This is a genomic window from Dryocola boscaweniae, assembly GCF_025215095.1.
GTDB lineage: Bacteria > Pseudomonadota > Gammaproteobacteria > Enterobacterales > Enterobacteriaceae > Dryocola > Dryocola boscaweniae.
Genome location: NZ_JALHAP010000076.1, coordinates 1 through 26,698, shown reverse-complemented (window position 1 = coordinate 26,698; position 26,698 = coordinate 1). Strand labels below are relative to the sequence as shown.

22 protein-coding genes, 1 pseudogene and 1 riboswitch are annotated in these 26,698 nt (G+C 52.8%); of the genes and pseudogenes, 11 read left to right on the top strand and 12 right to left on the bottom strand.

What is annotated here, in order from left to right; translation table 11 throughout:
• Positions 1-45 precede the first annotated feature (45 nt).
• From polB to araB, 4 genes are all read right to left on the bottom strand, one after another.
• Positions 46-2,406: a DNA polymerase II gene (gene polB / locus MUA00_RS08350; protein ID WP_271122638.1), complete on the bottom strand. Its 2,361-nt coding sequence runs from the start codon at positions 2,404-2,406 to the stop codon at positions 46-48.
• Positions 2,407-2,482: 76 nt separating this feature from the next.
• Positions 2,483-3,178 carry an L-ribulose-5-phosphate 4-epimerase gene (araD, locus tag MUA00_RS08345; RefSeq protein WP_271122637.1) on the bottom strand — a complete coding sequence of 232 codons (696 nt, stop codon included), beginning with the start codon at positions 3,176-3,178 and terminating at the stop codon, positions 2,483-2,485.
• A 108-nt stretch (positions 3,179-3,286) separates the two neighbouring features.
• Complete coding sequence (gene araA, locus MUA00_RS08340; RefSeq protein ID WP_271122636.1) at positions 3,287-4,789, bottom strand: L-arabinose isomerase; 1,503 nt, start codon at positions 4,787-4,789, stop codon at positions 3,287-3,289.
• A gap of 10 nt (positions 4,790-4,799) precedes the next feature.
• Positions 4,800-6,506: a ribulokinase gene (gene araB, locus MUA00_RS08335; protein ID WP_271122635.1), complete on the bottom strand. Its 1,707-nt coding sequence runs from the start codon at positions 6,504-6,506 to the stop codon at positions 4,800-4,802.
• A 342-nt stretch (positions 6,507-6,848) separates the two neighbouring features.
• On the opposite strand from araB, the gene araC reads away from it, so the two are divergent.
• Positions 6,849-7,694, top strand: a complete 846-nt coding sequence (gene araC, locus MUA00_RS08330; protein WP_271122852.1) for an arabinose operon transcriptional regulator AraC — start codon at positions 6,849-6,851, stop codon at positions 7,692-7,694.
• Positions 7,695-7,781: 87 nt separating this feature from the next.
• The gene (locus MUA00_RS08325; protein WP_271122634.1) at positions 7,782-8,555 is read left to right on the top strand and encodes a DedA family protein; all 774 of its coding nucleotides are present in this window, start codon (positions 7,782-7,784) and stop codon (positions 8,553-8,555) included.
• On the opposite strand, the gene thiQ is transcribed toward MUA00_RS08325, so the two are convergent.
• The 4 genes from thiQ to sgrR all read right to left on the bottom strand — a co-directional run bounded on the left by thiQ (position 8,546) and on the right by sgrR (position 13,636).
• On the bottom strand, positions 8,546-9,253 hold the full coding sequence (gene thiQ / locus MUA00_RS08320) for a thiamine ABC transporter ATP-binding protein ThiQ (protein WP_271122633.1): 708 nt from the start codon (positions 9,251-9,253) through the stop codon (positions 8,546-8,548). The genes MUA00_RS08325 and thiQ overlap by 10 nt on opposite strands.
• Positions 9,237-10,847, bottom strand: coding sequence for a thiamine/thiamine pyrophosphate ABC transporter permease ThiP (thiP, locus tag MUA00_RS08315; protein WP_271122632.1), 1,611 nt, complete (start codon positions 10,845-10,847; stop codon positions 9,237-9,239). Before thiP ends, thiQ begins: the two co-directional genes overlap by 17 nt.
• Positions 10,823-11,806 (bottom strand): thiamine ABC transporter substrate binding subunit, encoded by a 984-nt coding sequence (gene thiB, locus MUA00_RS08310; protein WP_271122631.1) that lies wholly within the window; start codon positions 11,804-11,806, stop codon positions 10,823-10,825. The genes thiP and thiB overlap by 25 nt, the downstream gene beginning before the upstream one ends.
• 35 nt (positions 11,807-11,841) lie before the next feature.
• A riboswitch (TPP riboswitch) is annotated at positions 11,842-11,942 on the bottom strand.
• Positions 11,943-11,977: 35 nt separating this feature from the next.
• The gene (gene sgrR, locus MUA00_RS08305) at positions 11,978-13,636 is read right to left on the bottom strand and encodes an HTH-type transcriptional regulator SgrR (protein ID WP_271122630.1); all 1,659 of its coding nucleotides are present in this window, start codon (positions 13,634-13,636) and stop codon (positions 11,978-11,980) included.
• Here sgrR and sgrT point away from each other — a divergent pair.
• The 6 genes and pseudogenes from sgrT (at position 13,605) to MUA00_RS08275 (ending at position 17,347) form a co-directional block, all read left to right on the top strand.
• Positions 13,605-13,886, top strand: a complete 282-nt coding sequence (gene sgrT, locus MUA00_RS21295) for a glucose uptake inhibitor SgrT (RefSeq protein WP_408639693.1) — start codon at positions 13,605-13,607, stop codon at positions 13,884-13,886. The two genes, sgrR and sgrT, sit on opposite strands and share 32 nt — an antisense overlap.
• Positions 13,887-14,006: 120 nt before the next feature.
• The gene (locus tag MUA00_RS08295; protein WP_271122628.1) at positions 14,007-15,185 is read left to right on the top strand and encodes a sugar efflux transporter; all 1,179 of its coding nucleotides are present in this window, start codon (positions 14,007-14,009) and stop codon (positions 15,183-15,185) included.
• Between the two features lie 120 nt (positions 15,186-15,305).
• The gene (locus MUA00_RS08290) at positions 15,306-16,151 is read left to right on the top strand and encodes a YPO3983 family protein (protein ID WP_271122627.1); all 846 of its coding nucleotides are present in this window, start codon (positions 15,306-15,308) and stop codon (positions 16,149-16,151) included.
• Positions 16,135-16,599, top strand: coding sequence for a DUF943 family protein (locus MUA00_RS08285; protein WP_271122626.1), 465 nt, complete (start codon positions 16,135-16,137; stop codon positions 16,597-16,599). Before MUA00_RS08290 ends, MUA00_RS08285 begins: the two co-directional genes overlap by 17 nt.
• 108 nt (positions 16,600-16,707) lie before the next feature.
• Positions 16,708-16,899: pseudogene (locus MUA00_RS08280) on the top strand (DUF3289 family protein); the annotation flags it as partial.
• The gene (locus MUA00_RS08275; protein WP_271122625.1) at positions 16,883-17,347 is read left to right on the top strand and encodes a DUF943 family protein; all 465 of its coding nucleotides are present in this window, start codon (positions 16,883-16,885) and stop codon (positions 17,345-17,347) included. The pseudogene MUA00_RS08280 and the gene MUA00_RS08275, both read left to right, overlap by 17 nt.
• A 100-nt stretch (positions 17,348-17,447) precedes the next feature.
• Here MUA00_RS08275 and leuD read toward each other — a convergent pair whose 3' ends face one another.
• From leuD to leuA, 4 genes are read right to left on the bottom strand one after another with little or no spacing between them, the layout of a single operon-like run.
• The gene (gene leuD, locus MUA00_RS08270) at positions 17,448-18,053 is read right to left on the bottom strand and encodes a 3-isopropylmalate dehydratase small subunit (protein ID WP_271122624.1); all 606 of its coding nucleotides are present in this window, start codon (positions 18,051-18,053) and stop codon (positions 17,448-17,450) included.
• 11 nt (positions 18,054-18,064) lie between these two features.
• Entirely contained in the window at positions 18,065-19,465 is a 1,401-nt protein-coding gene (gene leuC / locus MUA00_RS08265; RefSeq protein WP_271122623.1) for a 3-isopropylmalate dehydratase large subunit, read from the bottom strand.
• Positions 19,466-19,467: 2 nt separating this feature from the next.
• On the bottom strand, positions 19,468-20,559 hold the full coding sequence (leuB, locus tag MUA00_RS08260; RefSeq protein ID WP_271122622.1) for a 3-isopropylmalate dehydrogenase: 1,092 nt from the start codon (positions 20,557-20,559) through the stop codon (positions 19,468-19,470).
• Between the two features lies 1 nt (position 20,560).
• Positions 20,561-22,138, bottom strand: coding sequence for a 2-isopropylmalate synthase (leuA, locus tag MUA00_RS08255; RefSeq protein ID WP_271122621.1), 1,578 nt, complete (start codon positions 22,136-22,138; stop codon positions 20,561-20,563).
• Positions 22,139-22,960: 822 nt separating this feature from the next.
• Between leuA and leuO the strand changes: the two genes are divergently transcribed.
• The 3 genes from leuO to ilvN all read left to right on the top strand — a co-directional run bounded on the left by leuO (position 22,961) and on the right by ilvN (position 26,532).
• Positions 22,961-23,905, top strand: coding sequence for a transcriptional regulator LeuO (gene leuO / locus MUA00_RS08250; protein ID WP_271122620.1), 945 nt, complete (start codon positions 22,961-22,963; stop codon positions 23,903-23,905).
• 409 nt (positions 23,906-24,314) lie between these two features.
• The gene (ilvI, locus tag MUA00_RS08245) at positions 24,315-26,039 is read left to right on the top strand and encodes an acetolactate synthase 3 large subunit (RefSeq protein WP_271122619.1); all 1,725 of its coding nucleotides are present in this window, start codon (positions 24,315-24,317) and stop codon (positions 26,037-26,039) included.
• A gap of 1 nt (position 26,040) precedes the next feature.
• On the top strand, positions 26,041-26,532 hold the full coding sequence (ilvN, locus tag MUA00_RS08240; RefSeq protein ID WP_121266960.1) for an acetolactate synthase small subunit: 492 nt from the start codon (positions 26,041-26,043) through the stop codon (positions 26,530-26,532).
• The last annotated feature ends 166 nt before the right edge of the window (positions 26,533-26,698 follow it).

The window sequence follows — 26,698 nt, the reverse complement described above, 5'->3', positions numbered from 1 at the left end:
TTCAGGAGGGCGCTATGGTACTGGAAGCAAACGCGTTCGTCACCGTCAAAATAGCCCTAATTGCCCTGTCATCAGTGTAGCAAAGTCATCCTCAAGGAAAGGTAAAATTCCTTCCGCCACCGGCTGGAGCTGGCGGGTGAGGTAGTGATCGTAATCAAGCGGCGAGCTCTGGTAATCCACCGGCTCGGGGCCGCTCATCGTCATGACGTATTTAATCGTGCCGCGGTTCTGATACTGAGGCGGGCGGCCAAGGCGCTGATTATGTTCATCGGCCAGGCGAGCGGCACGCACGTGCGGCGGCACGTTTTTTTGATATTCGCTGAGCGGACGGCGCAGCCTTTTGCGATAGACAAGCTGGTTATCGAGTTCGCCTGCCATCAGGCTGGCAATCGTCTCACGGATATAATCCTGATACGGCTCCTTACGGAACACCCGCAGATAGAGCGTTTGCTGAAACCGCTGGGCCAGCGGCGTCCAGTCCGTGCGTACTGTCTCCAGCCCTTTAAAGACCATGCGCTGCTTCTCGCCTTCCTGAATCATCCCCGCGTAACGCTTTTTACTGCCTTCTACCGTGCCGCGAATAGTGGGCATCAGGAAGCGGCAGAAATGGGATTCAAACTCGATTTCAAGCGCGCTGGTTAGCTGGTGCGTGTCCTGTAAATGCTGCGTCCACCATTCATTCACATAGTTGACTAACCGCTTGCCAATGCGTGCGGCATCTTCTTCTGAATGGGCTTTCTTTAGCCAGACGAAGGTGGAATCCGTATCGCCGTAAATTACGTCAAAGCCCTGGGATTCGATAAGCTCGCGGGTTTTAAGCATGATCTGATGCCCACGCATAGTGATCGACGAGGCAAGCCGAGGATCGAAGAAGCGACAGGCGCTGGTGCCCAGCACGCCATAAAAGGCATTCATAATTATCTTCAACGCCTGTGACAGCGGCTTATTCCCGTGGCGTTTGGCTTCGTCGCGCCCTGACCAGATTTGGCTGACAATCTCCGGCAGGCAGTGCGTGGTTCTTGAGAAATGCGCGCCAAGAAAACCTTCGACGGCCTGTTCCGGTTCGGGATGCGCCATGCCTTCAACCAGCCCCACAGGATCGATAAGGAAAGTACGAATAATGGACGGATACAGGCTTTTGTAATCAAGCACCAGCACCGAATCATAAAGGCCGGGGCGGGAATCCATGACGTAGCCGCCAGGGCTTGCCTGCGGCGGAACTTCGCCCAGATTCGGGGCGACATAACCGGCGCGGTGCATGCGCGGAATATAAAGGTGGCTAAAAGCGGCGACGGAACCGCCGTGTTTGTCCAGCGGCAAGCCGTTAACCGAGGCTCGCTCAAGCAGAAAAGGCATCAGTTCGGTTTTGTGGAAAATCCTTGTTACCAGCTCGCAATCCTTGAGGTTGTACTTTGCCAGCGCAGGCTTATCTTCCGCGAAGCGGCGGTTGATTTCGTCCATTCTGTCCCAGGGATTATCAATCGACTTGCCTTCGCCGAGCAGTTCCTGTGAAACAGCTTCCAGGGAAAACGAAGAGAAATTCCAGAAAGCCGACTTCAGCCCATCTATGCCGTCAATAATCGCTCGTCCTGGCAATTGCGCAAAAAACACCCCTTGTTTAAAGCCGTGTTCGCGCCATTCCAGTACGCTATTGCCGCGTCCGAGACGCAACGGAACCTGATAGCGTTCAGCCAGCTTTTGCAGCATACGCAGGTCGAACTGCACCACGTTCCAGCCGATCAGCACATCGGGATCGTACTGTGCGAACCAGGCGTTCAGTTTTTCAATTAACTGCGGACGGCTGGCAACATATTCAAGGGTAAAATCCAGTTGGCTGGCGTCGCCGTTTTCCGGGCCGAGCATATAGACAATTCGCTGCCCGCAGCCTTCAAGCCCAATGCAATACAGCTCGCCGTGCCGGTTGGTTTCAATATCCAGTGAAACCCACTTCAACGAAGGACGATACCCGGGGGCTGGTTTAAGGCGCGTTTCGGTTATCTCGCCGTTGCGTTCCTCACCGCTAAACCACACCGGAGCGGTGATAAAACGCTCCATCAAAAAGCGTTCCGGCGGGCGGATATCGGCTTCATAAACCTTTACGCCGCCGTCACGCAGAAGTTTTTCAAGGCGCATTAACTGACGATGCTGACGGCAATACAGGCCGCAGACGGGCTGGCGATGGAAATCCTTTAAGGGGAGCGGGGCGAGCCGATACTTGCTTTCGCCGGCAAGCAGACGCGCGGCTTCGCTTTGCTGCGACTGAGGAATAAACGCCACGGATTCCTGATACGGCAGGCGCACTTTAACCGGGCCATCGTCCGTTGCCAGCCAGAAATCCACCTCTGTACCATGCGGGGTGTCACGCCAGTGACGCGTTAACAGAAACCCCTGCCGAGCTTGCGACACGCTGTCATCTCTTAAAAGAAAAAGTGGTCTGATTATAGACCACTTTGCCGGCGTTTACTGCTTTTATATACAGTGTTTATTGCCCGTAATAAGCTTTCGCGCCATGTTTACGCAGATAGTGTTTATCCAGCAATGTTTGCTGCATATCGGGTAAATCCGGCGCCAGTTGGCGACAGAAAATGCCCATATAGGCCACTTCTTCAAGCACAATGGCGTTATGTACGGCGTCCATTGGATCTTTGCCCCAAGCGAACGGACCGTGGGAATGCACCAGCACGCCGGGCATTTGCTGCGCATCTATTCCACGTTCGGCAAAGGTTTTCACGATAACCTCGCCGGTTTGCCATTCATAATCGCCATTTATTTCTTCGTCGGTCATCCTGCGTGTGCAGGGAATGGCGCCGTAGAAATAGTCGGCTTGGGTGGTGCCGGTAGCCGGAATGGGTTGCCCGGCCTGCGCCCAGATGGTGGCGTGGCGCGAGTGGGTGTGAACGATGCCGCCAATATGCGGAAAATGCTGATACAGCAGGCGGTGGGTCGGCGTATCTGAAGACGGCTTCTTGTTGCCTTCAACCACTTCACCCGTTTCCAGGCTCACTACCACCATGTCTTCGACGGTCATAATGCCGTAATCGACGCCTGATGGCTTGATTACCAGTACGCCGCGCTCGCGATCGACCGCGCTGACGTTGCCCCAGGTCAGCGTCACCAGATTGTGTTCCGGCAGTGCCAGATTCGCTTCCAGCACCTGGCGTTTTAGATCTTCTAACATATTGAGCCCCAGGAATTACGTAGGGTGGATAAGCAAAGCGCCATCCGCCACTTTCATCTTATCGGCGGGTGGCGCCAGGCTTACCCGCCCTACAAAAGCGATGGAGAGTCAGCGCTTAAAGCTGTAATAAACCTCGTTCCAGCGCAGGGCGTCTTTGAACGCGGGCAGGCGGGTCTCGTTATCGATAACGGCGAGTTCGATACCGTGCAGTTCGGTGAATGTGCGCATGTCATCCAACGTCAGCGACTGGCTGAAAACGGTATGGTGCGCGCCGCCTGCGAGGATCCAGGCTTCGGATGCGGTCGGCAGATCCGGCTGCGCTTTCCACAGCGCGTTGGCGACCGGCAGTTTTGGCAACTGATGCGGGGTTTCTACCGCGTCCACGCAGTTCACCAGCAGGCGGAAACGATCGCCCAGATCGATTAGGCTCGCGTTTACCGCCGGGCCGGTTGTAGTAGAGAAAATCAGGCGCGCTGGATCGGCTTTGCCGCCAATGCCCAGGTGCTGCACATCAAGGATGGGTTTTTCCGCAATCGCGATAGTCGGACAAACTTCCAGCATGTGCGAGCCAAGCACCATGTCGTTGCCGTTTTCAAAGTTGTAGGTGTAATCCTCCATAAAGGAGGTGCCGCCGGCAAGGCCAGTCGACATGACCTTCATGATGCGAAGCAGGGCGGCGGTTTTCCAGTCGCCTTCTCCCGCAAAGCCGTAGCCCTGCTGCATCAGACGTTGAACCGCAAGGCCCGGTAGCTGTTTGAGGCCGTGCAGGTCTTCAAAGGTAGTGGTGAAAGCGTGGAATCCCCCGTCGACCAGGAATTTTTTCATCCCCAGCTCAATGCGGGCTGCGTCCAGCACGTTCTGACGTTTTTCGCCGTTTATCTGCGCGGCAGGCGTCAGGCGATAGCTGCTTTCGTATTCATCAACCAGAGCATTTACGTCGCCATCGCTGACGGCATTAACAACCGCTACCAGATCGCCCACCGCCCAGGTATTGACCGAGAAGCCGAATTTCATCTGCGCGGCCACTTTATCGCCGTCGGTGACCGCAACTTCACGCATGTTGTCGCCAAAACGCACCACTTTCAGTTGGCGGGTATCTTGCTTAGATACGGCCTGACGCATCCAGGAGCCGATACGCTTATGCGCCTGTGGATCCTGCCAGTGGCCGGTGACAACGGTATGCTGCTGGCGCATGCGCGCGCCGATAAAGCCGAACTCGCGGCCGCCATGAGCGGTCTGGTTCAGGTTCATAAAGTCCATATCAATGCTGCCCCACGGGATCTGCGCATTGAACTGGGTGTGGAATTGCAGCAGCGGCTTGGTGAGGATACTCAGGCCGTTAATCCACATTTTGGCGGGCGAGAAGGTGTGCAGCCACACCACCATCCCGGCACATTTATCGCTGTAGCTCGCATCGCGGCAAATCGCGGTGATTTCATCCGGCGTAGTACCGAGCGGTTTAAGAACCAGTTTGCATGGCAGCTTAGCTTCTTTATTCAGCGCATTTACGACGTGTTCAGCATGCTGCGTCACCTGGCGCAGCGTTTCCGGGCCATAAAGATGCTGGCTACCAATGACAAACCACACTTCGTACTGTTCAAAAATGTTCATCGTTATGTCCTTAAAGAGTCGTCGCAGCCTGCTTTACGGTTGATACCGCGGCAGGGGCTGAAGGGAGATAATGTTGTTCCGCGCTGATGGCCCACTGCTGATAGCGGCGGTATAGCTGTTCGAAACGCTCGGCGCGTTGCCCAATGGGTTGAAGGGTATTTTCGATTGGGCTTGCCATGGCCTGTTGCGCCTGCGAGATATCCACATGCTTGCCTGCGGCAACGGCGGCAAAAATCGCTGCGCCAAGGGCGCAGCACTGGTCGGAGGCGACAATCTGCAACGGACGGTTCAGCACGTCGCAGCACACCTGCATAATGACCGGGGATTTACGGGCAATGCCGCCCAGCGCCATCACGTTGTTGACCGGAATGCCTTGCTCGGTGAAGCACTCCATAATGGCGCGGGCGCCGAATGCAGTCGCGGCAATCAGCCCGCCGAACAGCGCTGGCGCATCGGTCGCCAGATTTAAATCGGTAATTACGCCTTTCAGGCGCTGGTTGGCGTTCGGGGTGCGGCGGCCGTTAAACCAGTCGAGAATGACCGGCAGATGTTGCAGAGAAGAGTTTTTGGCCCAGGCTTCGGTCAGCTCTGGCAGCAGTTGTTTTTTGCTGGCGTTGATTTGACTGCGCAGTTCAGGATGCTGTTGCGCCAGTTGTTCCAGCGGCCAGCCGAGCACGCGACCAAACCAGGCATACATATCGCCAAAGGCGGACTGCCCGGCTTCGAGCCCGATAAAATCAGGCACCACGCTTCCGTCCACCTGCCCGCAAATTCCTTTTACGGCGCGCTCGCCTACGGTCGGTTTGTCGGCAATCAGGATGTCACAGGTGGATGTGCCGATGACTTTGACCAGCGTATTTGGCTGCGCGCCTGCGCCGACGGCGCCCATATGGCAGTCAAACGCGCCGCCGGAAATCACCACGCTTTGCGGCAGGCCAAGGCGTTCAGCCCATTCGGCGCAAAGGTTGCCCACCGGAATATCGGCCGTCCAGGTCTCGGTGAACAGGGGGTAATCGAGGTTCTGGTTGATTATCGGGTCAAGGTCATCAAAGAAGCTGGCGGGGGGCAAGCCGCCCCAGTCTTCGTGCCAGAGAGATTTGTGACCCGCGCTACAGCGTCCGCGGCGTATATCCTGCGGAGCTGTGGTGCCGGAAAGCAGGGCGGGCACCCAGTCGCACAGTTCAATCCACGAAGCCGCAGCCTGGGCGACCTGGCTGTCCGCGCGGGTAACGTGCAGGATTTTGGCCCAGAACCATTCGCTGGAGTAAATACCGCCAATATAGCGCGAGTAATCATTTTTGCCGGGAGTATGGCAAAGACGGGTAATAGCTTCGGCTTCTTCGACCGAGGTGTGATCTTTCCACAGCACGAACATGGCGTTCGGGTTGTCGGCGAATTCCGGATTCAGCGCCAGCACGTTGCCGTTGGCGTCTATCGGAGCAGGGGTTGAACCGGTGCTGTCCACGCCAATGCCGCAAATAGCGTCGCGCTGCTCGGCCGTCAGCTCTTTCAGCACCGTTTTCAGCGCCCGTTCCATTGACTCAATGTAATCCTGAGGATGGTGACGGAACTGATTGCTGGCGGCATCGCAGTAGCGGCCTTCTTGCCAGCGGGGGTACCACTCAACGCTTGTGGCCAGTTCGGCTCCGTTTTCACAATCCACTGCTAAGGCGCGCACAGAATCGCTGCCAAAATCGAGGCCCAGCGCAATCGACATTTTTCCACTCCATACAGTCAAACACTCATGCAGTGAACAGTAGGTTTTGCAGCAAAAAAGGGTCAGGTCGTAATCGCTGTAGTTATGGATAAAATAGCTATGGACGCGCGAAATGTGACGCTCCGCAAATATTCCATGTGGACTTTTCTGCCACTGTTATAGACACTTTGGTTGTCTTCGTAAAAGTGTGTGATGACCCGTTAAAAAGCATAGGTGCTTGCAGATCGTGGCTTTATGATAAAAATCAGCCTGTTTGTTGAAATGCCGCCGGGGGCGATGAGGCGTTAAGCATGGATATGGACAAATTGTTTCTATTACCCTGACTGAAAAGCGAGCTTCATGATGCCTGAATTGCAAAACGATCCCCTGTTGCCCGGCTACTCTTTTAACGCACATCTTGTGGCAGGATTAACGCCTATCGAAGCGCTGGGGCCGCTGGATTTTTTCATCGATCGGCCGCTGGGCATGAAAGGCTATATCCTTAATCTCACCGTGCGTGGCGAAGGGGTTATCAACAATCAGGGGAAGAATTATGTTTGCCGTCCCGGTGATATGCTGCTGTTCCCGCCCGGCGAAGTGCATCACTACGGGCGCGCGCCGGACAGCAAAGAGTGGTATCACCAGTGGGTTTACTTCCGCCCGCGCGCCTACTGGCAGGAGTGGCTGAACTGGGAACCGATTTTCGCCCATACGGGTTTTTACCGTCCTGACGATGCGCACCAGGAAGGATTTTCACAACTTTTTCAGCAGATTATTGACGCAGGGCAGGCGGAAGGACGCTATGCGGAGCTGCTGGCGATTAACCTCCTTGAGCAGCTTTTGCTGCGGCGCATGGAAGTCTTGAACGCATCGCTCAACCCGCCGCTGGATAACCGCGTTCGCGATGCCTGCCAGTACATTAGCGACCATCTTGCCGACGGCCATTTCGACATTGCAAGCGTGGCGCAGCACGTCTGTTTGTCGCCTTCCAGACTCTCCCACCTGTTTCGTCAGCAGCTTGGCGTCAGCGTTTTAAGCTGGCGTGAAGATCAGCGCATCAGCCAGGCAAAGCTGCTGCTGAGCACCACGCGTATGCCGATTGCAAGCGTCGGGCGCAACGTGGGTTTTGAGGACCAGCTCTACTTTTCCCGGGTGTTTAAAAAGTGTACCGGGGCAAGCCCGAGTGAATTCCGCGCGGGCTGCGAATAGTCGCTATTATTTATTCATACAATTGTTGGCTTGACGCTGATGTAATCACTCAGGAGAATCGCCCACTCGTTTCTCGACGGATGCTTTATGGAAGCTTTGCTGGAACACTTTATTACACAGTCAGTGGCGTATTCGCTTATCGCGGTGATGTTGGTGGCCTTTCTTGAGTCGCTTGCGCTGGTGGGGCTGATTCTGCCGGGCACGGTCATGATGGCGGGGCTCGGCGCGCTGATTGGCAGTGGACAGGTTGGCTTCTGGCACGCCTGGGCGGCGGGAATTGTGGGCTGCCTGTTGGGCGACTGGATCTCCTTCTGGCTGGGCGGGCGGTTTAAAGGGCCGTTGCACCGATGGTCGTTCATGAAGAAAAACAAAGCGTTGCTTGATAAAACCGAGCATGCGCTTCATCAGCACAGCATGTTTACCATTCTGATTGGCCGCTTTGTTGGCCCGACGCGTCCGCTGGTGCCGATGGTGGCGGGAATGCTGGATTTGCCCGTCTCGAAATTTATCCTGCCTAATATCATTGGCTGCATCTTCTGGCCGCCGCTCTATTTTATGCCGGGCATTCTGGCCGGAGCGGCCATCGATATTCCTGCGGATATGCAAAGCAGCAGCTTCAAATGGCTGTTGCTCGGCGTGGCGCTGCTGGTGTGGCTGGCGGGTTGGCTGAGCTGGCGCTGGTGGCGCAGCGGTAAGTCAGGTTCAGACCGTTTGACGCGCTATTTGCCGCGTGCGCGTTTGCACTGGCTTGCTCCCTTAACGATAGCGCTGGCGACTGGCAGCTTTGTAGCGTTACAGATGCACCCGCTGATGCCGATCTACCTTAACATTCTCTGGAAGGTTCTAACGGGTCAGGCCTGACCCGTTTTTATCCCCAGCAGACCAGAAGCGCTCGCTTCGCCGCTTAGCAATGTTGCCGTGTCGCCATCCCAGGTGATGCGGCCATCCACCACCACCAGGCTTCTTTCGGCTATGCGTGCCGCATCTTCAATGCTGTGGGAAACCATTAGCAGGGTGAGTTGCTGCTGGCGGCAAACATCGTCCAGTAATTGCAGCATCTCCAGACGCAGCGCCGGATCGAGGGCGGAAAAGGGTTCATCGAGCAGTAAAATAGGCTGTTTACGCACAAGGCAGCGGGCAAGGGCCACGCGTTGACGCTGGCCGCCGGAAAGCTGTGAAGGTAAGCGATCCAGCAAATCGCCAATCGCCATCTGTTCGGCAATCGTTCCAAGGCGCTCTCGTTGTTCCTGATTGAGTTTCAGCCCAGGATTTATGCCCAGCCCGATGTTTTCTCGCACGCTTAAGTGATTGAAAAGATTGTTCTCCTGAAACAGCATGGAAACAGGACGTTGAGCGGGTGCGGTTCGGGTATGATTTTCACCGCACAAACTTATTTCCCCGTTTGCGGGTGTCAGAAAACCGGCAATCAAACTCAGCAGGGTGCTTTTCCCGGCGCCGCTTGGCCCCAGCACCGCAACGCGCTCGCCTGCCGTCACGTTAAGGGAGAAGCGCATCGGCAGGTGGCGATAAAGCCAGGTTACATCAGTCAGCGTTAGCATGGCGCCCCGGAAGTTTCTCAATCAAGGTGAATAAAGCAAAGCACAGCATCAGCAGGATAAGCGCGGTTACGGCGCCCGCCTCGCTACGATAAGATCCAATCTGCTGATAAAGATAGAAAGGCAGCGTGCGGAAATCGTCGTTGCCGAACAGCGCCACCACGCCAAAATCACCTATCGACAGCACGCAGGCAAAAGCCAGCGCCTGGGCCAGCGGGATTTTCAGCGCCCGAAGTTCAATCAAGCGCAAACGATGAAAGCCTTTAATATCCAGCGACTGACAAAGCTTGCCGTAACGTTCGGCTACATCAAGCATAGGATTTTCCAGCACTTTCAGCGCATAAGGAATGGCCATCAGCGCGTTGGTGAAAATCACTATACCGTCGGCTGACTGCGGCAGACCCACGGTATTGTTCAGCAGCAGGAAGAATCCCGTGGCGAGCACGATGCCCGGCATGGCAAGGATTAACATGCCGCTCAGCTCCAGCGTTTGCCCGGCAAATGCACGGTTACGCAGGCGCAATTCACGTGAACTCCACAGCAGCATCATGGTGATTATGACGCAGATGATCCCGGCTGCGATGGCTATTCTCAGCGAGGTAAATAGCGCCTGCCAGAGCATCGGCTGCGAAAGCACCGCGCTGAATCCGCTATTGATGCCGTCAATGATTACCGCTAACAGCGGTGGCAGCAACAGCAACAGCGCGAGGATGATTAGCGCGCCATCGCACAGCCTGCGGCGCAAATTGTCCTGCGGATCTCGCCAGCCCTGAACCTGACTTGTGCCGACGGGAATCGCTTTGCTGAGCCGCTGGCTGAGGAGCACCAGACCAAGACAGCAAATCATTTGCACCAGCGCGAGGAGTGCCGCGCGGGCAGGATCGTAGTCGTAGCTCAGCGCCTGGAAAATAGCGAGTTCGATGGTCGTCGCCTGCGGCCCGCCCCCAAGCGACAGCACCGTGGCGAAGCTTGCGAAGCAAAGCATGAAAATAAGCGCGGCGGCGGGCAGGATCTGGCGGCGTAGCCACGGCCATTCCACAAATCGGAAGAAATTCCAGCCCTGCATGCCAAGCTGTGCGGCGAGCTGCCGTTGTTCACCGGGAATATTCTCCAGCGCCTGCAACAAAAGCCGCGTGGCCATCGGTAAATTAAAGAAGACGTGCGCCAGCAGAATGCCCTGCAGACCGTACGGCGAAAAAGTCCATTCCACGCCCAGCCGCGCGCAGAGCGAAGCCAGCCAGCCAACGCGTCCGTAAACGCTCAGTATTCCAAATACGGCCACCAGTACCGGCAGCACCAGCGTCATCGCGCACAGGCGCAATAGGGCCAGGCGGCCAGGAAAACGGCGACGGTAGAGCGCGCGCGCAAGGAATATTGCCGGGAATACCGAAAGTACAGCCGAGAGAAACGCCTGCCAGAATGAGAAGCGCAGGACGTGCCACAGGTAGCTATCCTGCGCCAGCGCACGGATATCGCTTTGCGGCGCGTTAATCCACAGCGCCAGAAAAGCCGCCAGGGCTACTGCCACCACAAGCGTGGCGGCGAATAGCCCTGGAAACAGCCAGCCGGGGATTAGCGGCTGACTGCGCGAAGCCATGTATTAATCCAGCTTGCGCGGAGGTCAGAGACTTCCTTCGGCGTGAATTCCAGCGAGGTTTGTGGTTTTTTGATGCTGCTAAAACCTTCCGGCAGATTCACCTCGGTGACCGGGTACATCCAGTTGCCGGTTGGAATGGTGTTCTGGAAGCCCGGCTGGGTGATGAACTTCATGAATTTTTCCGCAAGCTCTGGCTGTTTGCTGGCTGCAAGGCGGCCTGCCACTTCTACCTGCAGATAATGCCCTTCGCTGAAATCTGCGGCGGCGTAGTTATCTTTTTTCTCTTCGATGATGTGGTAGGCCGGAGAGGTGGTATAGCTCAGTACCAGATCTCCTTCGCCTTTCAGGAACAGGCCATAGGCTTCAGACCAGCCCTTGGTGACGGTGACGGTTTTGCTTGCCAGCTTCGCCCACGCATCAGGCGCTTTGTCGCCATAAACTTTTTGCATCCACAGCAGCAGGCCCAGGCCCGGCGTGCTGGTGCGCGGATCCTGATAAATCACTTTCCATTTCTGGTCGCTTTCCACCAGTTCCTTCAGGCTCTTCGGCGGGTTTTTCAGCTTGTTTTTATCGTATACAAAAGCGAAATAGCCGTAATCGAAGGGAACGAATGTATCGCTCTTCCAGCCGCCGGGGATTTTCAGGGCGCTGGTATCGACGTTAGCCGGGGCAAAGAGTTTGGTTTGCAAAGCCGCTTCAATAAGATTGTTGTCCAGGCCCAACACCACGTCGGCTTTGCTGTTTTTGCCTTCCATGCGCAGACGATTGAGCAGCGATACGCCATCCTCAAGGGCGACGAATTTCAGTTCGCAGTTACAGTCAGCTTCAAATGCCTTTTTTACCGCAGGCCCCGGGCCCCAGTCAGCGGCGAATGAATCATAGGTATAAACGGTGAGCAGGGGTTTAGCGAAAGCAGGGGCGGCAACAAGTATGAGCAGCGGCAGTAATTTTTTGAACACTTTGCACCTCTTAAATTAGGGGTGGCAAAGGACTTTGAGCGGTAAGCCTCAAATCCCTTCGCCGGCGTTATCCGGATCAGGTTCGACGGGTATTATCTCAGCTCGGACAATGGTCCTGGCACCCCGTTGAGAACGCGCCATTGTAATGATTCTGTGAATGATTCGGAAGCGCTATGGTTCAGGCGGCGCAAACCAGGCGGATTTAAAATCGAACCAGCCGAGCGTGTTCATTCTTACGCCGCGCATACTGCGCTGGCCTTCGATGCGCAGCCAGTGGTGAATGAGCGGCAAAATATCATGTTTCTCAACGCGTTGCTGGCACCACTCCGGAAGCTTTAGTTCGCCTTTGTGCCACTTGCTGGTGTCCGTTTCCCAGTCAATGTCGATGCATTTTTGTATTAACGGCACTTCGTAGAGATGAGAGAAAAGTGAAAATTCCAGCGGCAGGGTGAAGTTGGCGCTGTTAAGCCAGATATCGCTGGCAGAATCGCCCTGATGCCACTCTTCGTAGCTTACTTCCTGTATCTGCAGATGGACGCCGTGTGCGGCGAGAAGCTGCGCCATAATATTGCCGATCGCGCGATGTTCTACGTGGTCGCGATAGAAGGTAAGGGTAAGGCTTTCCAGCCCGGCGGGCTTCACGCCTGCGGGCTGCGGGCGCGTATGGTGCCAGCGAGGAAGCAGGCCGTAGGCCGGGAACCAGTACTGCTGATTTTGCTCGCCTGCGCTATACAGAAGATGAATGGGAGCAAGCACATGGCTTACCCAGGCGCGCACGCCGTCATGGCTGCCGCGTGAAGAACGGCTATCGAACAGCAGGTAGTAGCAGCCCTCTTCCAGCCGGCTTTCTACCGCTTTTTCGCTATCCGGCATGCCCTGAAGCTGTACCGCGCAGCTCACCTCCTCGCCAATTTCCGGCAGCACCCAGAAATTCACCTCATCAATCAGCGCGCGATAACCGAAGTAGTCATCCCAGGCCTGAATCTTGAGCTGGTTATTGTTATTACGCACTACGGAATAGGGGCCGGTGCCCACGGGCTGGCGGGAAAAATTATCTAACGTTTGCCATTCGCGCGGCAGGATCATCGCGTTCACGCTGCCAAGCAGCCATGGGAGCCAGCGGTCCGGCTGGGACAGGTGAATGTCCAGCGTCCAGGCCGTAGGCGTGCTGATTTGATTAATGTGGGCATAAAGCGGCAGGCTGTTTATGCGCTGCAAAGAGGTCATGACATCCAGCATGTCCAGCTCGCGGCCATGATGAAAATGAATGCCGGGACGAAGATAAAAGCGCCAGTGTAATGGGGAAATTTGTTGCCAGTGATGAGCAATATCCGCTTCCAGTTCCCCGTTTTCCTCGTTTATCCGCGTCAGGCCGCTGAATATCTGGCGGGCAATATGCGTTTCTGAACGACGTAATGCGGAACCGGGCAGCAGATTTAACAGCGGGCGATAGTAGAGCACACGCAGAATGTGGCGGCCCTGGCGGAAGCTTCTGCCGAGGTGGGAAATGAGCATCTGTCGGACGGTGGCTTTGTCCCCCACGATCTGCACCAGTTGATCGATACGATCCTGTTCGAGAAGATCTTCGGCCCGCTGCTGCTGAAGCGCAAGGCCGGTATACAGAAATTCAAGCTGCGATCGTTTGCCGCGCCCAACTTTCGCCTTCCAGCTTAGCCAGCCTTTTTCCTGCATTGTATTCAATAGCGTACGCATATGACGGCGCGAGCAATTCAACAGCTCCGCCAGATCGTTGAGCGTGGTTTCTTGCGGTTTACCGTCGCAATATTGCCAAAGACGGATGAACTGTTGTTGCAAACGGCCAGAAGACATAAAAGGGGAACTCCAGGCGGAAACTCATCAATTTAACTTTCCCTATATTACGCCAATAATCATCAACGATGAAAGCGAGGAGGGGCATATGAAACGATCATCAGCCGCTGAGTTTTACCGAAATTACTTTGCCGCAACGAAATTCGTTGAGTCTGGATGGCTGGCTCGCCTGACAGCAGGGCAACGTCTGAGGATGCTCGAAGACTTAATGCAGTGGGAGGTTACAGCCCCAACGATCGGGAAACCCTGAACCGCCGACATCGAAGTGTGACTGAGTATTGGTGCTTTTCACCAGCCAGCAGATTATAACTGCTGGCTTTTTTAGTTTATGATTTCAGCACTTAACGCGCGTAATTTTAAAGGATCCCGCATGGCCTGGTTTCTCACTAAAAGACGACGTATCAATCCGGTGTACGCCGCTTTTATGGTAGTTGCTTTTATGATGGGTATCGCGGGGGCGCTCCAGGCACCGACTCTGAGCCTGTTTTTGTCGCGTGAGGTGGAAGTCCGTCCCTTCTGGGTTGGCCTGTTTTATACCGTGAACGCCGTGGCAGGTATTCTGGTCAGCCTGCTTCTGGCCAAACGTTCCGACAACCGGGGCGACAGACGCAAACTCATTATGGTTTGCTGCCTGATGGCGGTGGCAAACTGCGTGCTGTTTGCTTTTAATCGCCATTATCTGACGTTAATCACTATCGGCGTGCTGTTCGCCTCCATCGCAAATACCGCCATGCCGCAGATTTTTGCTTTAGCGCGTGAATATGCGGACAGTTCCGCGCGTGAAGTGGTGATGTTCAGCTCGGTGATGCGTGCCCAGCTCTCGCTTGCCTGGGTTATCGGCCCGCCGCTCTCCTTTATGCTGGCGCTGAACTATGGCTTTACCACCATGTTCCTGATTGCTGCGGGGATCTTTGTCATCTCGCTGGCGCTTATCTTCTTTGCCTTGCCTTCCGTTGCAAGAATTGAGCAGCCTGCCGACGTCGCGCTCACGCAGATCAGCGGCTGGAAAGATAAAAACGTGCGCATGCTGTTTATCGCCTCGATGCTGATGTGGACCTGCAATACCATGTATATCATCGACATGCCGCTGTGGATCAGCAGCGATTTAGGGCTGCCGGAGTCCCTTGCCGGTTTGCTGATGGGCACGGCGGCGGGCCTGGAAATCCCGGCAATGATTCTGGCGGGCTATTACGTGAAACGTTTCGGGAAGCGACGCATGATGGTGGTTGCCGTGGCCGCCGGCGTGCTGTTCTACGTTGGGCTGATTATGTTCCACAGCCGGGCGGCGCTACTGGTTTTGCAACTTTTTAACGCGGTGTTTATCGGGATCGTGGCCGGGATCGGCATGCTTTGGTTTCAGGATTTAATGCCGGGGCGGCCGGGCTCTGCTACAACGTTGTTTACTAATAGTATTTCAACCGGGGTGATTCTGGCGGGTGTTTTACAAGGGACGCTTGCGGAAAGTTATGGCCACTATTCCGTGTACTGGCTGATTGCCGGGCTTTCGGTGGTGGCATTGGCGCTGACGAGCCGGGTACAGAATATTTAAACGTTGTCCTGATAATAATGGGCAAAAATCAGATTTAAGCATCTGCGTTTTTCCCCCGGTGGTTAATCGCTTATCCTCCTGTAGAAAGCAAAATGACGATTATACAAGGAGTGTATTTCTATGGATAAATTGCAATTCCCCTGCGAGATATTCAAAACCCAAAAGCGTATGGATGACTATGGCGCGGACGATATGCGCTACGGCGATCTGTCGGAGGCGCAGCTAAAATCACAGTTTAATTTAACGGACGTTTCTTCAAGAGTTAATCCTTACACACTGACTAAAATTACCCCGTTTAATCAAATACGAATTTATGGCTCCCGCAGCGAAGATGAAAAGGTTAGCCGTCAGGAGTGCGCCGGCATCCTTTTTGATGAGTTTCGTTATTTATCACGTTCATTTTCTATGTATGGCCCGTATAAGACGCTTATTGAAAAGATGATCTCTCATATGCAGTACGGCAATGGCGCGCCGTTTACTGACCTGTATCTGGACGCGGCGTTGAAGGCGCATATTCTTAATGACAGATCGCCGGATAATAGCTCTCGTCTGCAGTTAAAAGCCGTTTTAGAGAAAAATATTGACTGGGAAAAGATGTGTTATCCGGAAAAATATAAGGACAGGTTACGGGACGCCATCATGAGTGGTAAGTTACCAAAATTTGATCGCTTTCAGGATAATTTTAACGGGATGGGTATCACCGTTCACGATACCTGGGCTACCGATATCACCATCAAATCGCTCCAGATTTCCGGCCATCGCTTCCGCGCGGTCGTACAGTATAAAATACAGGATCATTTTGGCCTCGATAAGCACGACATCCTGAATACAACCTTTAAAAAGCTCCGTTTTTTCCGTCTCTGGTTTGTGCTTCAGAGATACAACCAGCTTGGTTTTAAACCTTTTATCACCAATATGGAAGCGGTTATAGAGATCGTCGGAGAGCGTAATGAAAGCAAAAAGTAAAAAAATCCTTTCAGTGGTATTACTGGCTGGCAGCCTCTTACTGGGTTATTTTATCTGGCGAAGCCTCCGGCCGATAGAAATTGTTGCCGTGCATGAGGATGGACACTTCAGTTCTGTTTTAGTAAAAAACTTCCCGATTACCGATCGAGGGAAAATAGCCTGGTGGCTGGAAAATAAGAATAGGCTAAAAAGTCGCTATGGTATTCCTAAACCTGCATCTTATGGTAGTTATACTATTATTTTCTGGGATTTTGGCGAGGGCTACAAAGAAGAAGGGAAATATGATCGCATGTGTTTCTATGATATGCAAACGCCAAAAAACTGCATTGATAAAGAAAAATTTATGACTATCTACAAGTACAATGATGAAGAGCCCTTTTTCTCTTTCGATGGCAACAGATATCTGATTGGGAAAAACGGCGGGATAGTTAAAATGAAAAATAAGTAAGCCGTTTTGCGAAGGATTTGGTAAAAAAGATGCCGTGCGGCAGTGGAGATTACTGCATAAACGCCGGTTGTTTCTGTTTGTAGTCGGAAATAGCGAGTTTGCATAACTGTATATTATAGAAGAAAGGATGGTGTTGGCCTTGTGAAGGAGGATGTCCTGAATACAACGTTTAAAAAGCTCCGTTTTTTCCGTCTCTGGTTTGTGCTTCAGAGATACAACCGGCTTGGTTTTAAACCTTTTATAACCAATATGGCAGCCACCATAGAGATCGTCGGAGAGCGTAATGAAAGCAAAAAGTAAAAAAATTATCTTTATGCTGTTCCTGGCCGGCAGCGTCCTGCTGGGCTATTTTATCTGGCGAGCACTGCATCCGGCGCAAATCGTCGCCGTCCATCAGCGGAATAACTATAGTGATATTTTAGTGCGCAATCTCCCTTTTACTGATAAAGGTAAAATCAGGTGGTGGCTGGAAAATAAAAGCATAATAAAAGAAAAATATAATGCTCCAAAACCTGCGGAAGATGGTTTTTACGTCATGATTTTCTGGGATTTTGGCGAGGGGTATAAAGAGGAAGGGAAATATGACCGCATGTGTTTCTATGATATGCAAACGCCAAAAAACTGCATTGATAAAGAAAAATTTATGACTATCTACAAGTACAATGATGAAGAGCCCTTTTTCTCTTTCGATGGCAACAGATATCTGATTGGGAAAAACGGCGGGATAGTTAAAATGAAAAATAAGTAAGCCGTTTAGCGAAGGGTTGGGTAAAAAAGACGCCGGGCGGCAGGGTGACGGGCAGTCCGGCTGCGCCCCTCTCTTTGTAGGAAAGGGGCGGCAGTGGAGCTTACTGCATAAACGCTGGTTGCTTCTGTTCGTAGGCAGAAATAGCGCCTTCGTGCTGCAGCGTCAGCCCAATGCTATCCAGCCCTTCTAACATGCAGTGGCGGCGGAACGTATCAATATTAAAAGAGTACGTTTTATCGCCCGCTTTCACGGTTTGCGCTTCCAGGTCGACAACAAACTTAATACCCGGATTTGCCGCTACCAGCTTAAACATCTCATCGACTTCTTCTTCGCTCAGCGTGACCGGCAGAAGCTGGTTGTTGAACGAGTTGCCGTAGAAGATATCCGCAAAGCTTGGCGCGATGACGACTTTAAAGCCGTAATCTGTCAGCGCCCACGGCGCGTGTTCACGGGACGAGCCGCAGCCGAAGTTTTCACGCGCAAGCAGAATGGATGCGCCTTTGAATTCCGGGAAATTCAGTACAAATTCCGGGTTAGGCTGCTGGCCTGCATCGTCCAGGAAACGCCAGTCGTTAAACAGATGCGCGCCGAAACCGGTACGCGTAACCTTCTGCAAAAACTGCTTCGGAATAATTGCGTCAGTATCAACGTTTGCAGCATCCAGCGGAACGACCAGGCCGGTATGTTGGGTAAATTTCTCTGCCATGGTGTTTTCCTTTATTTCAACGTGCGGATGTCAGCAAAGTGGCCGGAAACAGCGGCGGCCGCGGCCATCGCCGGGCTAACCAAATGGGTGCGCCCGCCACGGCCCTGACGACCTTCAAAGTTACGGTTGCTGGTGGAGGCGCAGCGTTCGCCCGGTTCCAGACGATCGTTGTTCATCGCCAGGCACATTGAGCAGCCAGGCAAACGCCATTCAAATCCGGCTTCGATGAAAATCTTATCCAGGCCTTCTTCTTCCGCCTGCGCTTTTACCGGACCAGAACCTGGCACGACCAGCGCCTGCACGCCCGGTGCGACTTTACGGCCTTTGGCGACTTCTGCCGCGGCGCGTAAATCTTCAATGCGTGAATTGGTGCAGGAGCCGATAAAGACTTTGTCGATAGCCACTTCGGTTAACGGAATGCCCGGTTTCAGGCCCATATAAGCCAGCGCCTTTTCGGCAGAAGCACGTTCGACCGGATCGGCGAAGGATTCCGGGTTCGGAATATTTTCGGTAACGGAAATCACCTGGCCTGGGTTGGTGCCCCAGGTCACCTGCGGAGCAATCTCGGCGGCGTCCAGCGTGACAACGCTATCGAACTTAGCGCCTTCATCGGTGCTGAAGGTTTTCCAGTACGCAACCGCTTCGTCCCAGTCGGCGGCTTTTGGCGCATGCAGACGGCCTTTTACATAGTTGAAGGTAGTTTCATCCGGCGCAACGATGCCCGCTTTGGCGCCCATTTCGATAGCCATGTTGCACAACGTCATGCGGCCTTCCATGGAGAGAGCCTGAATGGCGCTGCCGCAGAATTCCACCACGTGCCCGGTGCCCCCAGCGCTGCCGGTTTTGCCGATGATCGCCAGCACGATATCTTTTGCCGTGATGCCCGGCGCTGCGGTGCCGGTAACTTCAATTTTCATGGTTTTCGCACGACCCTGTTTCAGGGTTTGCGTTGCCAGCACGTGTTCAACTTCGGAGGTGCCGATACCAAACGCCAGCGCGCCGAATGCGCCGTGGGTTGCGGTATGGGAGTCGCCGCACACGATGGTCATACCCGGCAGCGTAATGCCTTGCTCCGGGCCCATAACATGGACGATGCCCTGGTAGGGGTGGTTCAGGTCATAGAGCTCAACGCCGAATGCCTTGCAGTTTTTCATCAATTCCTGCATCTGAATGCGGGCCATTTCGCCGGAGGCGTTGATGTCTTTCGTCTGCGTGGAAACGTTGTGGTCCATGGTCGCGAAGGTTTTACCCGGCTGACGCACCGGGCGATTGTGCGCACGCAGACCATCAAACGCCTGCGGAGATGTGACTTCATGAACCAGATGGCGGTCGATATACAGCAGCGGGGTTTCGTCCACCGCTTCATACACGACATGCGCATCGTACAACTTTTGATATAACGTCTTCGCCATGATTATTTCCCCTGAGCCACGAAGCGGGCAATGGTGTCGCCCATTTCATCGGTGCTGATTGCTTTGCCATCGCGAGCTAAATCGCCAGTACGGAAACCTTCTTCCAGCGCAAGGTTAATGGCGTTTTCGATGGCCGCGGCGGCCTCTTCAGCGTCCAGGCTGTAGCGCAGTAATAAAGCCAGAGAGAGGATCTGCGCAATTGGGTTTGCGATATTTTTGCCCGCGATATCCGGCGCTGAGCCGCCCGCAGGTTCGTACAGGCCGAAGCCTTGTTCATTCAGGCTGGCGGAAGGCAGCATGCCCATCGAGCCTGTGATCATCGCGCATTCGTCGGACAGAATGTCGCCGAACAGGTTGGAACACAGCAGCACGTCGAACTGGGACGGGTCTTTAATCAACTGCATGGTGGCATTGTCGATGTACATATGCGACAGCTCAACGTCCGGGTACTCGTTGGCGATTTCGTTAACGATCTCGCGCCACATTACGGACGTTTGCAGCACGTTCGCTTTATCGATTGAGGTGACTTTGTTACGACGTTTGCGTGCGGATTCAAAGGCGATGCGAGCGATGCGCTCAATTTCAAAGCGATGATACACCTCGGTATCAAAAGCTTTTTCATGCATGCCGGTGCCTTCGCGGCCCTTTGGCTGACCGAAGTAAATGCCGCCGGTCAGTTCACGCACGCACAGAATGTCGAAGCCGTTTGCGGCGATATCGGCACGCAGCGGGCAAAACTCCTCCAGCCCCTGATACAGGCGCGCAGGGCGCAGGTTGCTGAACAGTTTGAAATGCTTGCGCAACGGCAGCAGCGCACCGCGTTCTGGCTGTTGTGTCGGCGGCAAATGTTCCCATTTTGGGCCGCCAACGGAGCCAAACAGAATAGCGTCCGCCTGCTCACAGCCTTCAACGGTAATCGGAGGCAGAGGATTGCCATGACGGTCAATGGCGATGCCGCCGACGTCATAGGAGCTGGTGGTGATTCGCATATCGAAGCGCGTACGAACGGCATCCAGTACCTTCATCGCCTGCGCCATGACTTCTGGGCCAATGCCGTCGCCCGGTAATACTGCTATATGATGAGATTTTGACATGTCACACGGTTTCCTGATTTTGTTCTTTATTCTGTTGTTGAGCTTTGCGTTGCAATTCTTTTTCGACTTCGCCTGCGCGCCAGATGTTGTTCAGCACGTGCACCATAGCCTTGGCTGATGACTCAATGATATCGGTCGCCAGCCCCACGCCATGGAAACGGCGGCCGTTGTAATTTGCTACGATATCCACCTGACCCAGCGCATCTTTACCGTGACCTTTGGCGCTTAAGCCATATTTCACCAGCTCAATGTCGTAGTCGGTGATGCGGTTAATCGCCTGGTAAATAGCATCGACCGGGCCGTTGCCATTCGCGGCTTCAGCTTTGATTTCATCGCCGCAGGCCAGCTTCACGGAGGCCGTGGCGATATCGTTAGAACCAGACTGCACGCTGAAGTAGTCCAGACGGAAATGCTCTGGTTCTTCCTGCTGTTTATTAATGAAGGCCAGCGCTTCCAGATCGTAATCGAATACCTGGCCTTTTTTGTCCGCCAGCTTCAGGAAGGCGTCGTACAGATTATCCAGGCTGTAGTCGCTCTCTTTGTAGCCCATCTCATCCATGCGGTGCTTCACTGCGGCACGTCCTGAGCGGGAGGTCAGGTTCAACTGTACCTGATTCAGGCCAATAGATTCGGGCGTCATGATTTCGTAGTTTTCACGATTTTTCAGCACGCCATCCTGGTGGATACCGGAAGAGTGAGCGAAAGCCCCGGTCCCGACGATGGCCTTATTAGCCGGCACCGGCATATTGCAAATTTGGCTGACCATCTGGCTGGTACGCCAAATTTCATGATGATTGATGTTGGTGTGCAGGTTCATGATGTCTTTGCGCACCTTAATCGCCATGATGACTTCTTCCAGCGAGCAGTTACCCGCACGCTCACCGATACCGTTCATCGCGCCTTCAACCTGGCGAGCGCCAGCGTGAACCGCGGCGATGGCGTTACCTACCGCCAGACCTAAATCGTCGTGGGTATGTACGGAAATAATCGCTTTATCGATGTTTGGTACGCGCTCGTACAGACCGGTGATGATATTGGCGAACTCAAACGGCATGGTGTAGCCGACGGTGTCAGGGATATTGATGGTGGTTGCGCCTGCGTTAATCGCGGCTTCTACTACGCGCGCCAGGTCAGCGATTGGGGTACGCCCCGCATCTTCGCAGGAGAATTCAACATCGTCGGTGTAATTACGGGCGCGTTTCACCATATAGATCGAGCGCTCAATTACTTCATCCAGCGTACTGCGCAGCTTGGTGGCGATATGCATCGGAGAGGTGGCGATAAAGGTATGAATTCGGAAAGCTTCCGCGACTTTCAGGGATTCCGCTGCGACATCGATATCTTTCTCTACGCAGCGGGCCAGACCACATACACGGCTATTTTTGATGTTGCGGGCGATGGTCTGTACGGATTCAAAATCACCAGGCGAGGAAACCGGGAAACCGACTTCCATAACATCAACCCCCATACGTTCCAGCGCCATCGCTATCTGCAGCTTTTCTTTTACACTCAGGCTGGCCTGCAGCGCTTGCTCACCATCACGCAAGGTCGTATCAAAAATTATGACTTGTTGGCTCATGTTATGGTCCTTGTTTTGTTTTAGCGCCGAAGTTAGGGGCATAAAAAAACCCGCGCAACGGCGCGGGTTTTTTCAGTCTGATGGCTTGAATCAACGCTTGATGTCGCCCACCAGTCTACCGCGCAAATAAGATGCGTTTAGTAGTAGAACTAGTAGGCGATAGGTGCGAATCATGTTTCAAGCCTCAAGTGTTTGCGATATGCATTTATTGGTACTTGATCTGCTTTGCTGTGTCAACCCTCAGCGGTTGATGGACGTTAGCACAGTCATAATCGGTGAATATCAGAAGTAGTCTATTATGCTAAAAAAAACGTAAATTTAAAAATATATGAATGGTGTATAAAACTGTTTTTTATTACGTAGAGAACTGCATGTTAATTGAAGTACTAACTGGTTAATAAACAAGATTTTTATCGCGCCTGCCTTTAATATTTTTAGCGATTGTGGATGTTTTTAGTTTTTTGAAGCATAAAGACATTTGCATATAGTAAATTCCTAAAGTGAGAAAAGGGTTGTTTTAAATATTTTATTAGTCCTTAAACTGTTATTCATCATGTGAATTATTGTACATTGGAGCGTTTTGTGATTTTATTGCCTGCCCGTAAAACCCTGTGTGGAAGCGCACAGGTTTTTCCATTCATTATGTGAAGTTTGTTGCAACAATAATACATTTGTTTGTGTCATGGATACCTGAGAAGAATGGTAGGGATTTTAAAACAATAGACCTGTCGATTGTTGCTATCAGTATATTTTTTAAGGTTGAAAGGAATTGCGTATAGTACCTTCCGTGCAGAAGGAACTGTCCTGTTACTGGAGTAAATCATGTCTGATGACTATATAGAGCGTCCGTCCGTCAACGACGGGAATAAATACCAGTTACGTACGGTAGACTTAAATTTACTGACCGTTTTTGATGCGGTGATGCAGGTACAGAACATTACCAGGGCGGCTCAATTGTTAGGAATGTCGCAGCCTGCGGTCAGTAATGCAGTGGCGCGCCTGAAAGTTATGTTTAACGATGAATTGTTTGTGCGCTATGGGCGCGGCATACAGCCTACTGCTCGTGCATTTCAACTGTTTGGCGCAGTCCGCCAGGCTTTGCAGCTTGTTCAAAATGAATTGCCAGGCACCGGCTTTGAAGCCGGTGAGAGTGAGCGTGTTTTTCAGCTTTGCGTCAGCAGTCCACTCGATAATTTACTGACATCCATCATTTTTAATAACGTCAGACAATCGGCGCCCAATATTCAATTGCTGTTTAAGTCCTGCTTAAATAAAGATATTGAACACCAGTTACGCTATCAGGAAACAGAATTCGTTATCAGCTATGATGAGTTTCGCCGTTCGGAATTTAGCTGTGTGCCGTTGTTTGAAGACGAAATGGTTCTGGTGGCCAGCCAAAAGCATCCTCGTTTAATATCAACGTTAAGAGACAGAGATATTTATAACGAACAGCATGCGGTGGTTTCTCTGGAACGTTTTGCTTCATTTAGCGCCCTCTGGTACCAAACGCCGCAAAGGCAAGCCTGTATTTCTTATCAAGGTATGGCGCTGACAAGCGTGCTTAATGTCGTCTCGCAGACGCAATTAGTGGCAATAGCGCCTCGCTGGTTGGCTGAAGAATTTTCTGAAAGTTTACATCTGAATATATTTGATCTACCTCTCAAGGAAAATACGCGTACCTGTTATCTGTCATGGCACGAGGCCGCTAACAAAGATAGAGGACATCAATGGATGGCTGAATTACTCACTGCTGTGTGCCGTAAGTAATTTCTAATGTTATCTGCATGAGCTGCCGGTCAAAAACAGGCCGGTTTTTCTTATTATTGTCTCTTTGCCAGCATTTTATGCTGTAGCACTTTCTGGCGGTCGCTTCGTAATCCATAAAATCTCCCTCGTTATTTAGATTCCACCTGTAATTCTCACGTTCATAACATATTCAGTAATAGTATTTGCTTATAATCAGGGCTTAACTCCGATATGTCGGCATTTTGTAGCAAGGAAGTTAAAAACGATGATGTGGCTGCGTAGTCAGGCGATTGCCTGCCCGATTTTCAACGGTTATGTTAGGAAGGAATCCCTAAAATAAAAAAGTCAGGCAGAGCGTAAGAACCTGCCTTAATGACCGAGCGGAAATGAATTCTGTCGTCAGTCAAAAACGTGAGCCTGGAGGCAAACCATGGAGATGTTGTCAGGAGCCGAGATGGTCGTCCGATCGCTAATCGATCAGGGCGTTAAGCATGTATTCGGCTATCCGGGGGGCGCTGTACTCGATATTTACGATGCGCTCCATACAATTGGTGGAATTGATCATGTGCTGGTACGCCATGAACAAGCTGCCGTACATATGGCTGATGGCCTGGCACGAGCAACCGGGGAGGTTGGGGTTGTGCTGGTGACTTCAGGGCCCGGCGCAACTAACGCCATAACCGGTATCGCTACCGCTTATATGGACTCCATTCCTCTGGTTGTACTTTCAGGTCAGGTCGCTACTTCCCTCATCGGTTACGATGCTTTTCAGGAATGCGACATGGTCGGGATCTCGCGCCCGGTGGTAAAACATAGCTTCCTGGTTAAGCAGGCTGAGGATATCCCAGGCATTATCAAAAAAGCGTTCTGGCTAGCCGCTAGCGGCCGTCCGGGACCTGTGGTGGTCGATTTGCCGAAAGATATTATGAGTCCTGCAAATAAGTTCCCCTATAGCTACCCGGAAACGGTGAGCATGCGCTCATATAATCCGACCACTCAGGGTCATAAAGGCCAAATAAAACGCGCCCTGCAGACTTTGCTGGGTGCGAAAAAGCCGGTGATGTACGTTGGGGGCGGCGCCATCACCTCCGCCTGTCATGCAGAGCTGCGTGAAGTTGCCGAGAAGCTGAATATTCCCGTTGTTTCCTCTTTAATGGGGCTGGGAGCGTTCCCGGGCACGCATCGGCAGGCGCTGGGCATGTTAGGAATGCACGGAACATATGAAGCTAATATGGTCATGCATAATTCTGATGTGATCTTTGGCGTAGGCGTAAGATTTGACGACCGCACAACCAATAACCTGGCAAAATATTGTCCGAATGCCACCGTGCTGCACATTGATATTGACCCAACCTCGATTTCGAAAACGGTCGGCGCAGATATTCCTGTCGTGGGTGACGCCCGCCTGGTGCTGCAACAAATGCTCGAACTGCTTGCCAACGAAGAAACGCTCCAGTCCTGTGATGACATCCGCGACTGGTGGCAACAGATTGAACACTGGCGGGCAAAACAATGCCTGGAGTTTGATCGGGAAAGCGGAAAGATTAAGCCTCAGGCGGTTATTGAAACTATCTATAAGCTTACCAAAGGTGAAGCGTACGTCACATCGGATGTAGGCCAGCACCAGATGTTTGCCGCGCTTTATTACACCTTTGATGAACCGCGTCGTTGGATAAACTCCGGTGGCCTTGGCACGATGGGCTTCGGGTTACCCGCAGCGCTTGGCGTGAAACTCGCGCTTCCTGAAGAAACCGTTGTGTGTGTGACCGGTGACGGCAGTATTCAGATGAATATTCAGGAACTTTCTACCGCGCTCCAGTACGGCTTGCCGGTGCTTGTGCTGAACCTTAACAACCGCTATCTCGGCATGGTTAAGCAGTGGCAGGACATGATTTACTCGGGCCGCCATTCTCAGTCTTATATGGAATCATTGCCTGATTTCGTCCGTCTGGCAGAGGCTTACGGGCACGTTGGTATCAGCATTACTCAACCTGATGAGCTGGAAAGCAAACTGGCGCAAGCGCTGGAAGCGGTAAAAAATCAGCGTCTGGTGTTCGTGGATGTCACGGTTGACGGGACGGAGCACGTTTACCCGATGCAGATCCGCGGTGGGGGAATGGACGAAATGTGGTTAAGCAAAACGGAGAGAACCTGATATGCGCCGGATATTATCTGTCTTACTGGAAAACGAATCCGGGGCGCTCTCCCGGGTTATCGGCCTGTTCTCTCAACGTGGCTATAACATTGAAAGTCTGACCGTCGCGCCAACGGATGATCCAACCCTGTCGCGCATGACCATACAAACTGTCGGCGACGAAAAAGTCCTCGAGCAGATAGAGAAGCAGCTTCATAAGCTGGTGGATGTTCTGCGAGTGAGCGAGCTGGGGCAGGGCGCGCATGTCGAACGTGAAATCATGCTGGTAAAAGTTCAGGCCAGCGGATACGGGCGCGAAGAGGTGAAACGCAGCGCGGAAATTTTCCGCGGACAAATCATTGATGTCACGCCAACGCTGTACACGGTTCAGCTTGCCGGCACCAGCGATAAGCTGGACGCTTTTCTGAATACGATTCGCGAAGTGGCGAAAATAGTTGAAGTTGCGCGCTCGGGCATCGTTGGCGTCTCGCGCGGCGATAAAATAATGCGCTAGTTATAAACGTGATCTGAGTCACAAGCCCGGTAATGGATATGGACTGCACCCCAAAAGTTGGATACCCAACTGAGTAAGGTGCAGTTTTTTATGGCAAAGCCAAAATATTCCCTCGAAACCAGATTAGCTGTAGTCAATCACTACCTTGCCGGAAAAGATGGAACAC